Genomic DNA, 13597 nt, shown 5'->3' on the forward strand with positions numbered 1-13597 from the left:
CCCTCGGTTCGGCCCCGTTACTCAGAACCTAGGGGCAGGCCCGGCGGGGCACCTGTCCGGGGACCCGTACGGGTCACGGCGGGCGCGGGGGGGGTCACAGGCGCTCGCGGTACTCCCGCAGCAGCTTCAGGGTGCGCCGGGCGGACGCGGCGCGGGCCGTCATGTGGTCCAGCACCTCCAGGTGCGCGGCCACCTCGCGGCGCGCGTCCAGGTAGAGCGCGCCGGTCAGGTACTCGGTGAACACCATGTCCGGCAACTCCGGCTCGGCGAACCGGAACAGCGTGAACGGCGCGTACGTCCCCGGGTGCGGGCCCGCGGCGAACTCGGCGATCTGGAGCGTGACCCGGTCCCGTTCGGCGTACTCCAGCAGCCGGTCCAGCTGGTCCCGCAGCACCTTCGGGTCGGTGCTCACCGGGCGCCTGAGCACCGTCTCGTCCATGATCACCCACAGGTGGGGCGGGTCCTCGCGGTCCAGCAGCCGCTGCCGTTCCATGCGCAGCGACACGTGCCGGTCCACCGTCTCCGGGGAGGTCTGCCCGACGGTGCCCGCCTCCATCACGGCCCGGGCGTAGTCCTCGGTCTGGAGCAGGCCGGGGACGAAGTGCGGTTCGTAGGAGCGGATGATCCGGGCGGCGCCCTCCAGGCTGACGTACAGGCTGAACCAGTCCGGCAGCACGTCGTGGAACCGCTGCCACCAGCCCGGCTGGTTCGCCTCCTCGGCCAGCCGGACGAAGGCGTCGGCCTCCTCGTCCGGCACCCCGTAGGTGGTCAGCAGCACCTGCACGTAGGGGATCTTGAGCGCGACCTCGGCCGTCTCCATCCGCCGCACGGTCGCCGCCGCCACCCTGAGGACCTGGGCGGCCTCCTCGCGGCTGAGCCCCGCGGCCTCCCGCAGCTCCTGCAACCGCTTGCCGAGCACCACCTGCCCCACGGTGGGCGCAGCCCGCCGCTCACTCACGACCACGCCCTCCCCTACGTGCCGATGAACGCGGGCAGCAGTCTGTCATGCGATCCCGCTCTCGCACATATGGCCTAGCCGGTGGACGCGCCGGGGCCGGTCGACGGTGGCCGGAACGCGACGGTCCGCCGGGCCGAGGCGCCGGTCGGGCCGGGGTGCGCCGGGAGCGGGGGCCCGGCGCCGTCTTGACCGGCGGGCCGTTGTCAGGCTGCCTTCTCCGCCGCCTCTTCCTCCTCGGCGGCGGCGGGGGTCAGCGGGACCTGGGGGCCGTTCAGCTCGTCCAGCCAGCGGCGCAGGATGCGGTGGATCCGCTCGGCGCCGACCGGTTCCGCCCCGTCGGCGGCCGGCGGGGAGAGGTCCACCGGGGAGAGCAGGAACGGGCGGGACTGGGCGCCGCCGAGACCGCCGTGCGAGCCGATCTGCTCCTCGAAGGCGAGGACCTCGCCGTCGGCGGGGTCGTAGGCGGAGTTGACCATGATGTCGGCGGTGTGCGGGAAGGAGTGGGTGCGGCGGACGGCGTCCGCGGCGCCGGGCCCGAAGCGGGCCAGCGGGCCCGGCTCGTCGTCCAGCCGGTCCAGCGGGATCTCCGCGCCGTGCGCGCCGAGCACCACACCGCCGTGCCGCTCGCTGCGCACCAGCAGGAAGCCGATACCGGGGTGGTTGGCGAGGGTGGTGAGCAGGGCCGGGTGGCGGGCGTCGATCTCCTCCTTGGTCATCCGGTGCGGGACGTCCGGGAAGGAGACCAGACCGAGGTTGCCGGAGGCCAGCACGACGGGCTCGCGGCGGCGGGCCGGGCGGCGGTCCTCGCCCTTCTCCTCCACCGGGCGGCGCAGGGCGGCGCGCACGGCGGCGCGGGCCTCGGCGCCGCTGTGCGTCTGCCGGGCCCGGCGCGGCACGGGCAGCCCGCAGCCGGCCCGGACCAGGTCGCCGAGGGTGAGGCCGTAGCGGGCGCGGAACGTTTCCCCCGGGCTCTGCCCGTGGTCCGACAGCACGACGATCCGGTACGGGCGCGGGGCGTGCTCGGCGACGCGCTCCAGCAGGGCCAGACAGCGGTCGAGGCGCCGCAGGACCTGCTCGGCGTCGCGGCCGTGCGGGCCGGAGTGGTGGGCGACCTCGTCGTAGGCGACGAGGTCGGCGTAGACGGCGGTCCGGCCGGCGAGCATGTCGCCCATGACCGCGGCGACGACGACGTCCCGCTCGACGACCGTGGCGAAGGCGCGGACCAGCGGATACAGGCCGCCCCGGCCGACCCGCGGGCGCTGCCGGCCCAGCCGGGCCCGGGTGGACTGGCCGATCTCGCGGGCCACCTCGGCGACGAAGGACAGGGCCGTGCGGACCGCGTTCGCGGGGTCGGAGAAGTAGGCGAAGTAGCCGGCCCGGGAGCGGTTGTCGCGGCCGCGGCGGCGGGTGGCGATGGACAGCACCAGGGCCTGTTCGCCGGCGCCGCCGCTGAAGAGGTTGCCGCGGCTGGCGCCGTCGACGGCGAGCAGTCCGGCGTCACCGGTGCGCAGGGCGGCGCGGCGCTGGAGTTCGGCGGCGCTGGTCGGCCGGTTGGAGACCATCACCTCGCCGCGCTCCTTCTCGTACCAGCGGAAGGCCGGCACGTCGAAGGTGCTGCCGTGCAGGATGCCGAGCTGACTGGCCCCCGTCTGGCTGGACCAGTCGGTGCGCCAGGGGGTGAGGCGGTGGGTGGGCGCGCGGGCGGGCAGGGGGGTTCCGGGCTCCTGGGCCGGGAGGACGGCGGTGACCTCGTGGGCCGGGAGGGCGGCGGCCGGTCCGGGGGCGGAGCGGCCGGGGGTGGCGGTCGGGCGTGGGCCGTCCACGGCCGGTCTTGTCGCGTCGGCTGCCGGATGCGAGCCCTCGCCGGCCGGTCGCATGCCGTCGGCCGCCGGACCAGGACCGTCCCCGGCCGGCCGTATGCCCTCGGCGACCGGGCCCCGACCGTCCCCAGCCGACCGTGTGCCCTCGGCGGCCGGGCCGTTGCCGGCCGGCCGTCCGTCGTCCGTGCTCGGTCGTATCCCGTCGGCCGCCGGACGCCGGACGCCGTCCACCGGGCCCCGGGCGCCGTCGCCTGTCGGCCGTGCGCCCTCCGTGCCCGGTCGTGTCCCGTCGGCCGCCGACCCGTCGGCTGACGGTCGTATGCCGTGCCCGGCCGGTTCCGGGTCCTCGGGCCGGGACAGCCAGCGGGCGACCGTCGGCATCAGGCCCTTGCGGACCGCGTCCGTGAGGACGTCGTGGCCCACGCCGTCGAGCTGGACGCAGACCAGGCCGGGCGTGGTGGGGCAGGGCGGGTGGGCCCGGCGGCCGCGGGTGGCGAGGCGGTGCAGCCGGCGGCGGTACGCCTCGTCGTCGCGCACCGCGAGGGCCGCGCCGGTCGCGGAGGCGACGGCGGACATCACCGCCGCCACGATGACCGCGGTCTCGGGCGCGGCCTCGCCCCGGCCGGAGGGGTTGACGCGCAGGGCGAGCAGCAGCAGGGAGCCGTTGAGGAAGAACACCAGCAGGCCGAGGACCAGCGCCGGCACGAGCAGCAGCAGCCGGACCAGCAGCGGCCAGACCACGGCCGACAGGATGCCGAAGGCACCGGCGCCGCAGGCGGCGGCCAGGGCGATCCGGGTGACGCTGTCGCCGTCGGCGGACTGGAGCCGGAAGTCGGGCAGCAGCCCGGCGAGGAGCAGCATGGTGACCGTGGAGACCGCCCACACGGCGACACTGCGCCCGACCTGACTGGCGATCCGCCGCCACCGCATGCCCCGCACGCCGTACACCTCACAACCCGGCCCTTCCCGCCACTCGGGCCAGGAGGACCCTCCTCTCGCTCCAGCGGGCCGGTCGGGCCCGGTTCCACCTTGTCACACGAGGCGCGGGCGACCGGGACGGGCCGGGGTCACCGGCCGTCGTAGCCGGCCGTCGGCATGGACAGGCGGCGGTGCACCCGGGCCTTCATCTGCGCGTCGTACGACGGCTCGGCGCGACCCACCGTCTCCACGCGCACGCCCCGGCGCGCGCACTCGGCGGTGAACTCCTCCACCGACGACAGGGCCCGGCGCAGCACCCGGAGGCTGGGCGCGACGAACACGTCCACCCCGGGGCGCACCCCCTCCCACAGCGCGCAGTGATCGAAACGCAGACCGCCGACGAGAAGTTCCCGGGCGATGACGTAGCCGCGCTCGGCGGCCCAGCGGGCGCACATGGCGTGCTGGCTGCGGGAGTCCACCAGGAAGGGGTCGGCCTCCAGCTCCTCCAGGGGCGTCAGACTCGCGATGGCGGTGACCCGCACCGGCGTCAGCGTGCCGAAAACCCCTCGCGGCTGTCTCATGGCGTCCCCTCACCTCCCGATTTCGCCGCCGACCCTACTCCTGCCCGTAGGCTTCGGGGAGTCGCGCGAAGGAGGCGAAAGAAGGTGCCGGTGGAGATCACCTGGTGGGGTCACGCCACCTGCGTGGTGGAGGACGCGAACATCCGGGTGCTCACCGATCCCCTGTTCGCCCGCCGGCTGGCGCATCTGCGCCGCCGCCGGGGTGCCGTGCCGCCCGCCGGGGCCCGCCGCGCCGACCTGGCGCTGGTCTCGCATCTGCACGCCGACCATCTGCACCTGCCCTCGCTGGCCTGCCTCGCCCCGGGCACGCGCCTGCTCGTGCCCCGGGGCGCACCACGGGCGGTACCCGGACTGCGCCGGCTACGCCGGCTGCGGATCACCGAGGTGGTGCCCGGCGACGAGGTGCGGGTGGGCGAGGTGCTGGTCCGCGTGGTGCCGGCGCTGCACGACGGGCGGCGGCTGCCGGTGGGCCCGCGCCGCTCCCCCGCGCTGGGGTACGTCGTGGAGGGCGAGGCCCGGACCTACTTCGCCGGCGACACCGGGCTGTTCGACGAGATGGCCGAGCGGGTCGGGCCGGTGGACGCGGCGCTGCTGCCGGTGGGCGGCTGGGGGCCGTACCTCGGGGAGGGGCACCTGGACGCGGGGCGGGCGGCGCGGGCGCTGGCCCGGCTGGCGCCGCGGGTCGCGGTGCCGGTGCACTACGGGACGTACTGGCCGATCGGCATGGACGCGGTGCGCCCGCACGAGTTCCACGCGCCGGGTGACGAGTTCGTACGACTGGCGGCCGTGGCCGCGCCCCGGGTGGCGGTGCACAAGCTGGCGCACGGCGAGAGCCTGCGGCTGGAGGTCGCCCGGTGACCTGGCTCGCCGCCGCCTCGGCCACCGTGACACCCGAGTCCACGCAGCAGGCGGTGGGCTATCCGTCGCTGTTCCTGCTGGTGCTGATCGGGGCGCTGGTGCCGGTGGTGCCGACGGGCGCGCTGGTGAGTTCGGCGGCGGTGGTCGCGTTCCACCAGAGGTCGCCGTACTCTCCGGCGCTGGTGTTCGTGACGGCGTCGCTGGCCGCGTTCCTGGGGGACGTGGCGCTGTACTGGCTGGGCCGGCGCGGGATGCGGTCCCGGAGCGGGTCGCGGTGGCTGGCGGCGATCCGGGCCCGGGCGCCGGAGGAGCGGCTGGCGCGGGCGCGGGGGAAGCTGGCCGAACACGGGACCGCCGTGCTGGTGCTGTCCCGGCTCGTCCCGGCGGGGCGGATACCGGTGATGCTGGCGTGCCTGATGGCGGAGTGGCCGCCGAGGAGGTTCGCGCGGGGGAACCTTCCGGCGTGTCTGGCCTGGGCGGCCACGTACCAGGTGATCGGCATTGTGGGCGGGTCGTTGTTCGAGGAGCCGTGGGAGGGGGTTGTGCTGGCGGTGGCGCTGACGGTCCTGATCAGCGCGATGCCCGGGGTGTGGCGGCGGGTCCGGGCCACCGGCTGAGGTCCTCAGCTCAGCACTCTCGAAGCGCCGACCGGGAGGTCCCACAGGTCTTCGCGCTCCCGCCCCGCCTTCTCCCAGGCGGCCCGTACCCGGGTGAGCGGTTCCAGGACCGGTTCCGCCGAGAGGATGAACGTGCCCCAGTGCATGGGGGCCATGCGACGGGCGCCGAGATCCAGGGTGGCCTGGACCGCCTCCTCGGGGTCGCAGTGGACGTCGCTGAGCCACCAGCGGGGGTCGTAGGCGCCGATGGGCATCAGGGCCAGGTCGATGCCGGGGTAGCGGCGGCCGATGCGGGAGAACCAGTGGCCGTAGCCGGTGTCGCCGGCGAAGTAGAGGCGCTGTCCGTCCGCGGCGGTGAGGACCCAGCCGCCCCACAGGCTGCGGCAGGTGTCGGTGAGGGTGCGCTTGGACCAGTGGTGGGCGGGGACGAAGTCGAAGCGGGTGCCGGACAGTTCGGCGCCCTCCCACCAGTCCAGCTCGGTGACGCGGGTGAACCGGCGGCGGCGGAACCAGTTGCCGAGGCCCGCGGGCACGAAGACGGGGGTGTCGCGCGGGAGCCGGCGCAGGGTGGGGGCGTCCAGGTGGTCGTAGTGGTTGTGGCTGATGACGACGGCGTCGACGGGGGGCAGGGCGTCCCAGGGCACGCCCACGGGGGTGACGCGGGCCGGGGTGCCGAGGATGCGGCGGGACCAGACCGGGTCGGTGAGGACGGTCAGCCCGCCGATCCGGACGACCCAGCTGGCGTGTCCCGCCCAGGTGACGGCCAGGGTGCGGCTGTCGACACGGGGCAGCGGGCCCGGTTCGTACGGCAGCCGGGGGATGTCGGCGAGGCCGTCGGGGCCGGGGCGCACGGCGCCCTCGCGGGCGAAGCGGGCGAGGGCCTTCAGGCCGGGCAGGGGCGCGGTCAGCCGGTCGTGGAAGGTGCGCGGCCAGACCCGGTGCTCGCCCAGCGGGCGGGGCTCGGCCAGCGGCGGGAAGGGGGCGGCGAGGGGGACCGGCGCGCCGGGTGCCGTGGTCGTCGTGGCCGGGCCGGGCTCATGCGTCTGCTGCGTCATCGAGGATGCTCCCATCGCTGAGCGTCGTCGCGGAGATCGTCGAAGGCCGACCTCAAGGAGACCAACGCGCGTTGCACGTGTGGCAGTTCCAGCGGTGCGGGTGACACGAGGCTTTCCGTGCGCTCCTCGTCCGTGCCGCCGAGCAGGGGTCCGGTGGCGAGCCGCACGCGCAGCGCGCCGAGGTCGTCGCCGAAGCGGTGGCCGCCGGGCGCGGGCATGCCGAGCCGGGCGGTGAGGAGGTCTTCCAGCTCCTGGGCGTCGCCGGCCCCTTGGGCGGCCAGCGGCTCGCGCAGCGGCGCGAGGTCGGCGTACAGGTGGCGGCCGGCCTGCGGGGGCCGGGCGAGCGCGCCGGCGGCGACCACGGCGGCGTGCGCGGCGGCGGCCACGCGCGCGTGCAGCCGGACGGTGGCCTCCCGGCGTTCGACGACGGGCGGCGGTTCGTCCAGGGCGTAGCAGGCCGCCGCGGCGACCGGTACGGCGAGCCGCGCGCCGAGGGCGGTGAGGACGTCGAGCACGCGCGCGTGCAGCCGCCGTCCGGCCCCGGTGGCCGGGAAGCGCGCGACGGCGGCGGGCCAGCCGGCGGGCAGCAGGGCGCCGGCCAGGTCGGTGACGACGGTGACCTCGTCGGGCCACATCTCGGCCGGGCTGAGCAGGACGGTCTCGTGCGGGGCGTGCAGGGTGTCGCGCCAGGTCTCGTCGCTGACCAGGTGGAGGCCCTCGGCGGTGGCGGCCTCGACGGTCTCGTGCAGCAGTTCGGGCGGGGCGACGGTGGCGGTGGGGTCGTCGGCGACGGACAGCACCAGCAGCCGTGGGTCGCCGCCCTCGGCGCGGACCCGGCGCACGGTCTCCAGCAGGGCGTACGGATCGGGGACGCCACCGCTCTCGGCGGGGGTCGGCACATGGAACACGGGCCGGCCGAGCAGCCGGGCGTACGGCGCCCACCAGGCGGCGCAGGGGCGGGGTACGAGGATGTCGGCGCCGTCCCCGGCCAGCGCGGCGGTGATGGCGAGCAGTAGCGCGGGGGCACCGGGGCCCGCGGCGATCCGGTCGGGGACGCAGGACAGTCCGCGCCTGGTCCAGTACCCGCAGGCCGCCTCCAGCAGGGCGGGCGCACCGCCGACGGGCTGGGCGTCGGCCCGGTCCGCCGCGGCGGCGACCACGGCGGACAACTCGGGGAGCACGGGCAGCCCGTCGGCGGGAAGCGGCGGCCCGTAGCGGACGGGACCGTGGTCCTCCCGGGGGCGGGCGGGGGCGTGGCCGTCCCGGCGGTGGGCGGGGCCGTGGTCCTCACCGCGCGGCACAGGTCTCCGGGGGTCCCGGCCGTGGTCGGCGCCGTGATCCTCGCCGCCGCGCACGGCACCCTGGTCCTGCGTGCCGTGGGCGGGGCCGTGGCCGTCCCGGCGGTCCCGGTCCGGGTCCGTGCGCCGCATGTCCGCCTCCGCGAGTGCGTGGTGCCGTCGTGCCGCCTGGTCCGGGCGGGGTCGCCGGTCCGCGTTCCTTGTCCGTGCCGTCCGTGTCCGTCGTGCCGTATCTGTACGTGCTGTGGTGCTGTGCGTCGCGGCTCCGGTGGTCGCGGGGCGGATGGTGCCGGTCAGGCGCTGCCGGCGCCCTCGCGTCGGCGTGTACCCGGCGTACGGCTGTCCATGGGCGGTCGCCGGTGTCGCCGGGGTCACATTTCGGCGGACCGCCTGGCCGCGAGGCGCGTGCGGCCGTACAGCCGGTAGCCGGCGCCCGCGCAGGCGGCGGCGATCAGGGCGGCCCCTACGGCGAGGGCGGGGACCGAGTCCTCGAAGGTGCCGCCCGCTCCGGCGTCCACGCCGTGCTGGACGCCGGCCGGGCGGCAGCCGTCGGCGCCGGGGGCGTCGCGGGAGTCCCCGCACGGGTGGCCGTCCTGCGCGCAGGAACCCCCTCCCGGGCACTCCCGCCCGCCACCGTCCGGGCTTCCGCCGTCCCGGCCCCCACCACCGCGCCCGCCCGCGTCCTGGCCTCCGCCGACCTGTCCGGTCCCGTCCCACCCCGAGCCGTCCGGTACCCCGCCGGTCTGCCCGGCGCCCTCCCGCGCCGAGCCGTCCCACCCCGTGCCGTCCGGCCCGGCCGGCTCCTTCCCCGTACCGTCCGCTGCTCCGGCGTCCGGCACGCCGTCCAGGCCGCCGGCGTCGGGGACGCCGCCCCCGCCCTGGCCGGCCGGCTCGCGGCCGCCGGCTCCGGCTCCGGCTCCGGCTCCGGCTCCGGCTCCGGGGGAAGCGTCCTCGCACCCCGGGCCGCCCGCCGCCCCGTCACCTGGGGCCACGGGCGCGGGCCCCAACGCCCCCGGCACCGGAACCGGCACCGGCACGGTCCCGGTGAGCGGGTCGCAGGCCGCCGGAAGCGGTACCGGCGCGGCGGGCCCGGTCAGGGCGAGCACCGCGCCGTCGGCGGACGCGGCGGGCCCGGTCAGGGCGAGTACGGCACCGGCGGCGAAGGCGGCGGACAGGGCGGCGCGGGCGGTGCGGCGCATGGGCGGGGCTCCTCGCGGGGTGCGGCGGGCGGTCGGACGGCCGTACACCGGCGCACCGGCACCACGGCGACGCGTGCGGCACCCGGCCCCGACGGGACGGTCGTACCGCGGCGACGCCGTGCGGCGCCCCGGCCACGGGAGGCACGGTCGGTGTGCCCTCGGTGCCATGACAGCCCGCGCGGGGCCGTACCGCGCGCGGCCGGAGCCCATTCGCGCGACACGCGGGGCCGCGCGGGTGACGGCCACCGGACCGCGCCGGACGACACGCACCGGCCGACGGCGTCCGGCGGCGCAGGGGCCCTCACCGGCGCGCGCCCCGCCCCGCCCCCGGAGGTTTTCCGTCTGCCGCGCAGGTCACTCGGTACGGGCTGACCGGATCGTCCGCTTCGCTCTCCACCGGGAGGTCTGTCCATGAGCACCAAGGTCTCGGACCACATCCTCGAACGCCTGCGCGCTTGGGGCGTGGAACAGGTTTTCGGCTATCCGGGCGACGGCATCAACGGACTGCTCGCCGCCTGGGGCCGCGCCGAGAACCGGCCGCGGTTCGTTCAGTCCCGGCACGAGGAGATGTCCGCCTTCGAGGCGGTCGGGTACGCGAAGTTCAGCGGACGCATCGGAGTGTGCGCGGCGACCTCCGGACCCGGCGCCATCCACCTGCTCAACGGCCTCTACGACGCGAAGCTCGATCACGTACCCGTGCTGGCCATCGTCGGCCAGACCAACCGGACCGCGATGGGCGGCTCCTACCAGCAGGAAGTCGACCTGCACACGCTGTACAAGGACGTCGCCTCGGAGTTCGTGGAGACCGTGACGGTCCCCGAGCAGCTGCCGAACGTGCTGGACCGGGCGATCCGCACCGCGTACGCCCGGCGCTGCCCGACCGCGCTGATCATCCCGGGCGATGTGCAGGAGCTGGACTACTCGCCGCCGACGCACGCCTTCAAGATGGTGCCGTCCAGTCTGGGGATGAGCGAGTTCACGGCGACCCCGACCGACGAGGCGCTGCGCCGGGCGGCGGAGGTGCTGAACGCGGGCGAGAAGGTGGCCGTCCTGGTCGGGCAGGGCGCGGCGGGGGCGGTCGCGGAGGTGCGGGAGGTCGCCGAGCTGCTCGGCGCGGGGGTGGCGAAGGCGCTGCTCGGCAAGGACGTGCTCAGTGACGAACTGCCGTATGTGACGGGCCCGATCGGGCTGCTCGGCAGCCGGCCGTCGTACGAGCTGATGCGGGACTGCGACACGCTGCTGACCATCGGCTCGTCGTTCCCGTACACGCAGTTCATGCCGGAGTTCGGCAAGGCGCGCGGGGTGCAGATCGACATCGACGCGCACATGATCGGCATGCGCTACCCGTACGAGGTGAACCTGATCGGCGACGCGCAGGCGACGCTGCGCCGGCTGATCCCGCTGCTCAAGGCGGAGGGGCGCAGCCGCAAGTGGTACGACTCGGTGTGCGCGAACGTGGAGCGCTGGCACGCCACGATGGAGCGGCGGGCCGCGGTGGCGGCCGACCCGATCAACCCCGAGTACGTGGCCCGGGCGCTGGACCCGCTGCTGCCGGACGACGCGATCCTGACCTCGGACTCCGGTTCGGTCGCCAACTGGTACGCGCGGCACATCACGATGCGGCCGGGCATGCGCGGTTCGCTGTCCGGGACGCTGGCCACGATGGGCCCGGGGGTGCCGTACGCGATCGGGGCCAAGTTCGCGCACCCGGACCGGCCGGTGTTCGCGCTGGTCGGCGATGGCGCGATGCAGATGAACGGGCTGGCGGAGATGATCACTGCGGCCAAGTACCGGGACCTGTGGTCGGATCCGCGGCTGGTGGTGGCCGTGTGGAACAACCAGGACCTGAACCAGGTGACCTGGGAGATGCGGGCCATGGAGGGCGCCCCCTCGTTCCTGCCGTCGCAGTCCATCCCGGACGTGCAGTACGCGGCGTTCGCCCGTTCGCTGGGGCTGACCGGCATCCGGGTGGAGAAGCCGGAGGACGTGGAGGCGGCGTGGCGGGCCGGGCTGGAGGCGGACGGGCCGGCGGTGCTCGAGTTCCTCACCGACCCGGCCGTGCCGCCGATCCCGCCGCACGCCAGCTGGGAGCAGATGGAGGCGACGGCCGCCTCGATCCTGAAGGGCGACGCCGACCGGGGTTCGGTCATCAAGCAGGGCCTGAAGGCGAAGGTGCAGGAGTTCCTGCCCGGCCGGGCCAAACAGTGACCGTTGCGGACGCAGGGAGCCCGTGTCGGACGTGTGGCACCGGGTACGCGGTGCGGACCTTCGACCCTTGGAGGGAGATATGCAGCGAGGCAGTGACCGGCTGAACGTCCACCGGGACGACGAGATGAAGCACGAGCTGAAGGGGCTGCTGCGGTCGGGCCATCCCACGCGCGTGGAGGAGTGGCACGACCCGGAACCGGCCGCGGACGACGACCCGGAGGTCTGGAGCGGCCCGGTGGGCGGCCTCGGATCCCCGGCGTCCCTGGAGCGGACCCGGCTGGAGCTGGCCCGGCACCTGAGCCGGCACGCCTTCCCCGCGCAGCCGGGCGAGCTGGCCCGGGCGCTGCGCCGGAGCAACGCGCCCGGCACGCTGATCGACGCCGTCGCCGGTCTGCCCCACCAGGACCGGTACGAGAACCTGCAACAGCTGGCCCAGGCGCTGGTGGGGGGCGAATGAGGCAGGGGGCACCCTGGCCGGCTCCCCGCACCGCGGGCCAGGCGGCCGAGATCGCGCGGGGCGCGACGGTCGACGTCGGCGAGGTCACGACGCGCTTCCTGCTGTACGGGCTGCTGCCCGGCTGGTTCGTGCCGGGGCTCGCCGACTGGGCGATGCACCGGCGCACCCGGATCGAGGACACGTCGGGGACCAAGGAGTCCCTGATCCACTCCCTGATGATGGCGGAGGTGGGCCTGCCCATAGCGCTCACCCTGCGCTACGAGGTCAATCCCCTGCTGCTGGCCGTGCAGCTGGGCGCGGCGGCGGCGCACGAGGCGACCGCGCTGTGGGACGTACGGACCGCGGAGGACAGCGACCGCGAGGTCAAGCCGGTCGAGCAGCACATCCACAGCTTCCTGGAGTCGCTGCCGTTCGGCGGGCTGGTCTCCCTGATGTGCCTGCACTCCGACCAGGTGCGGTCGTTGCTGCGCGGCGGGCGCGGGGACCCGGACGCCTGGCGGCTGCTGCCGCGCCGGCGCCCGCTGTCGCCGGGGTATCTGGCGGGCATCGGGGTCGCGATCGGCGCGTGTGTGCTGCTGCCGTACGGCGAGGAACTGGTGCGCTGCCGGCGGGCGGCCCGGGCGAGGAAGCGGCGCGCCCGGGCCCACCGGGCGGCGCTGAGGAAAGTGAAAGGAGTCTGAGACATATGCGTATCGCGTTTCTGGTGGCACCCGAGGGCGTCGAGCAGGTGGAGCTGACCGAGCCGTGGAAGGCCGCCTCGGACGCCGGGCACGAGCCGGTGCTCGTGTCGACACAGCCGGGGGAGATCCAGGCGTTCAACCATCTGGACAAGGCGGACACCTTCCCCGTGGACGAGGTGGTGGAGCGGACGTCGGCCGGGTCCTTCGGCGGTCTGGTGCTGCCGGGCGGGGTCGCCAACCCGGACTTCCTGCGGATGGACGAGAAGGCCGTCGCCTTCGTGAAGGACTTCTTCGACCAGGGCCGGCCGGTCGCCGCGATCTGTCACGCGCCGTGGACGCTGGTGGAGGCCGACGTGGTGCGCGGCCGGGTGCTGACGTCCTGGCCGAGCCTGCGGACCGACATCCAGAACGCCGGCGGCACCTGGGTGGACGAGCAGGTCAAGATCTGCGACCACGGCTCCAACCAGCTGGTGACCAGCCGCAAGCCGGACGATCTGAAGGCGTTCTGCGACGCGTTCGTCCACGTGTTCGCCGGGGAGGCCGGCTGACCGCCGCCCGCCCGTACACCACGGGGCCGGCCCGCTTCCGGGCCGGCCCCGTCGTACGTCCCGCGGGTTTCTCCGGGTGTCAGGTGCCGGCCGTGTCCGGGGTCGCCGCCTCGCCGCAGCCGCGCTCCCGGGCGCCCTCGCGGGTGCGGCCCGCGCTGACCAGGCGGCGGGGGTTGCGCCGCAGGTACTCGCCCTCCAGCTGCGCCATCCGCTCGTTATGGGCCCGCAGTGCGTCGTTCGAGCCGTACAGGAGGGTGTCGTGGCGCGTGCGGTGGATCGTCTCCAGCTCCTTCATGAGCTGCTGGTCGTCCAGCCGGCTGGGGTCGACTCCGGTCATGGTGGTGCCCCGCTCGTCGTGTTCGTTCATGGGGTACGGGTACCCGCCCGGCATGCACTGCCC

The 13597-nt window shown here is 75.6% G+C and carries 13 protein-coding genes; 6 read left to right on the plus strand and 7 right to left on the minus strand.

Translation table 11 applies throughout. From position 1 onward, the window contains the following. Window positions 1-94: 94 nt before the first annotated feature. The 3 genes from ACSURM_RS07420 to ACSURM_RS07430 form a co-directional block, all read right to left on the minus strand. Complete coding sequence (locus ACSURM_RS07420; protein WP_436954162.1) at window positions 95-958, minus strand: helix-turn-helix domain-containing protein; 864 nt, start codon at window positions 956-958, stop codon at window positions 95-97. Window positions 959-1161: 203 nt separating this feature from the next. After that, window positions 1162-3708, minus strand: a complete 2547-nt coding sequence (locus tag ACSURM_RS07425) for a phage holin family protein (RefSeq protein WP_436960978.1) — start codon at window positions 3706-3708, stop codon at window positions 1162-1164. A gap of 137 nt (window positions 3709-3845) precedes the next feature. Then, entirely contained in the window at window positions 3846-4277 is a 432-nt protein-coding gene (locus ACSURM_RS07430) for a hypothetical protein (protein ID WP_358690501.1), read from the minus strand. A gap of 84 nt (window positions 4278-4361) precedes the next feature. Here ACSURM_RS07430 and ACSURM_RS07435 point away from each other — a divergent pair, with 84 nt between their 5' ends. Beyond that, the gene (locus ACSURM_RS07435; protein ID WP_436954163.1) at window positions 4362-5135 is read left to right on the plus strand and encodes an MBL fold metallo-hydrolase; all 774 of its coding nucleotides are present in this window, start codon (window positions 4362-4364) and stop codon (window positions 5133-5135) included. Then, window positions 5132-5752, plus strand: coding sequence for a DedA family protein (locus tag ACSURM_RS07440; protein WP_436954164.1), 621 nt, complete (start codon window positions 5132-5134; stop codon window positions 5750-5752). The genes ACSURM_RS07435 and ACSURM_RS07440 overlap by 4 nt, the downstream gene beginning before the upstream one ends. Window positions 5753-5757: 5 nt before the next feature. On the opposite strand, the gene ACSURM_RS07445 is transcribed toward ACSURM_RS07440, so the two are convergent. From ACSURM_RS07445 to ACSURM_RS07455, 3 genes are all read right to left on the minus strand, one after another. Beyond that, a complete protein-coding gene (locus ACSURM_RS07445) occupies window positions 5758-6807 on the minus strand; it encodes an MBL fold metallo-hydrolase (protein ID WP_436954166.1) in 1050 nt (349 codons plus the stop codon). Further along, window positions 6804-8162 carry an aminotransferase class I/II-fold pyridoxal phosphate-dependent enzyme gene (locus tag ACSURM_RS07450; protein ID WP_436960980.1) on the minus strand — a complete coding sequence of 453 codons (1359 nt, stop codon included), beginning with the start codon at window positions 8160-8162 and terminating at the stop codon, window positions 6804-6806. Before ACSURM_RS07450 ends, ACSURM_RS07445 begins: the two co-directional genes overlap by 4 nt. 314 nt (window positions 8163-8476) lie before the next feature. Then, complete coding sequence (locus ACSURM_RS07455) at window positions 8477-9304, minus strand: hypothetical protein (protein ID WP_436954167.1); 828 nt, start codon at window positions 9302-9304, stop codon at window positions 8477-8479. Window positions 9305-9715: 411 nt separating this feature from the next. Here ACSURM_RS07455 and ACSURM_RS07460 point away from each other — a divergent pair, with 411 nt between their 5' ends. From ACSURM_RS07460 to ACSURM_RS07475, 4 genes are all read left to right on the plus strand, one after another. After that, window positions 9716-11512 carry a thiamine pyrophosphate-requiring protein gene (locus ACSURM_RS07460; RefSeq protein ID WP_436954168.1) on the plus strand — a complete coding sequence of 599 codons (1797 nt, stop codon included), beginning with the start codon at window positions 9716-9718 and terminating at the stop codon, window positions 11510-11512. A 79-nt stretch (window positions 11513-11591) separates the two neighbouring features. Beyond that, the gene (locus ACSURM_RS07465) at window positions 11592-11969 is read left to right on the plus strand and encodes a DUF2795 domain-containing protein (protein ID WP_436954169.1); all 378 of its coding nucleotides are present in this window, start codon (window positions 11592-11594) and stop codon (window positions 11967-11969) included. Then, complete coding sequence (locus ACSURM_RS07470; RefSeq protein WP_436954170.1) at window positions 11966-12649, plus strand: diguanylate cyclase; 684 nt, start codon at window positions 11966-11968, stop codon at window positions 12647-12649. The genes ACSURM_RS07465 and ACSURM_RS07470 overlap by 4 nt, the downstream gene beginning before the upstream one ends. Before the next feature lie 5 nt (window positions 12650-12654). Further along, on the plus strand, window positions 12655-13197 hold the full coding sequence (locus ACSURM_RS07475) for a type 1 glutamine amidotransferase domain-containing protein (protein ID WP_436954171.1): 543 nt from the start codon (window positions 12655-12657) through the stop codon (window positions 13195-13197). A gap of 79 nt (window positions 13198-13276) precedes the next feature. Here the strand turns inward: ACSURM_RS07475 and ACSURM_RS07480 are convergent, their stop codons facing one another. Next, window positions 13277-13564 carry a DUF6158 family protein gene (locus ACSURM_RS07480; RefSeq protein WP_436954172.1) on the minus strand — a complete coding sequence of 96 codons (288 nt, stop codon included), beginning with the start codon at window positions 13562-13564 and terminating at the stop codon, window positions 13277-13279. Window positions 13565-13597: the final 33 nt, after the last annotated feature.

The organism is Streptomyces sp. SudanB182_2057 (assembly GCF_964272715.1).
Taxonomy (GTDB): Bacteria; Actinomycetota; Actinomycetes; order Streptomycetales; family Streptomycetaceae; genus Streptomyces; species Streptomyces rubradiris.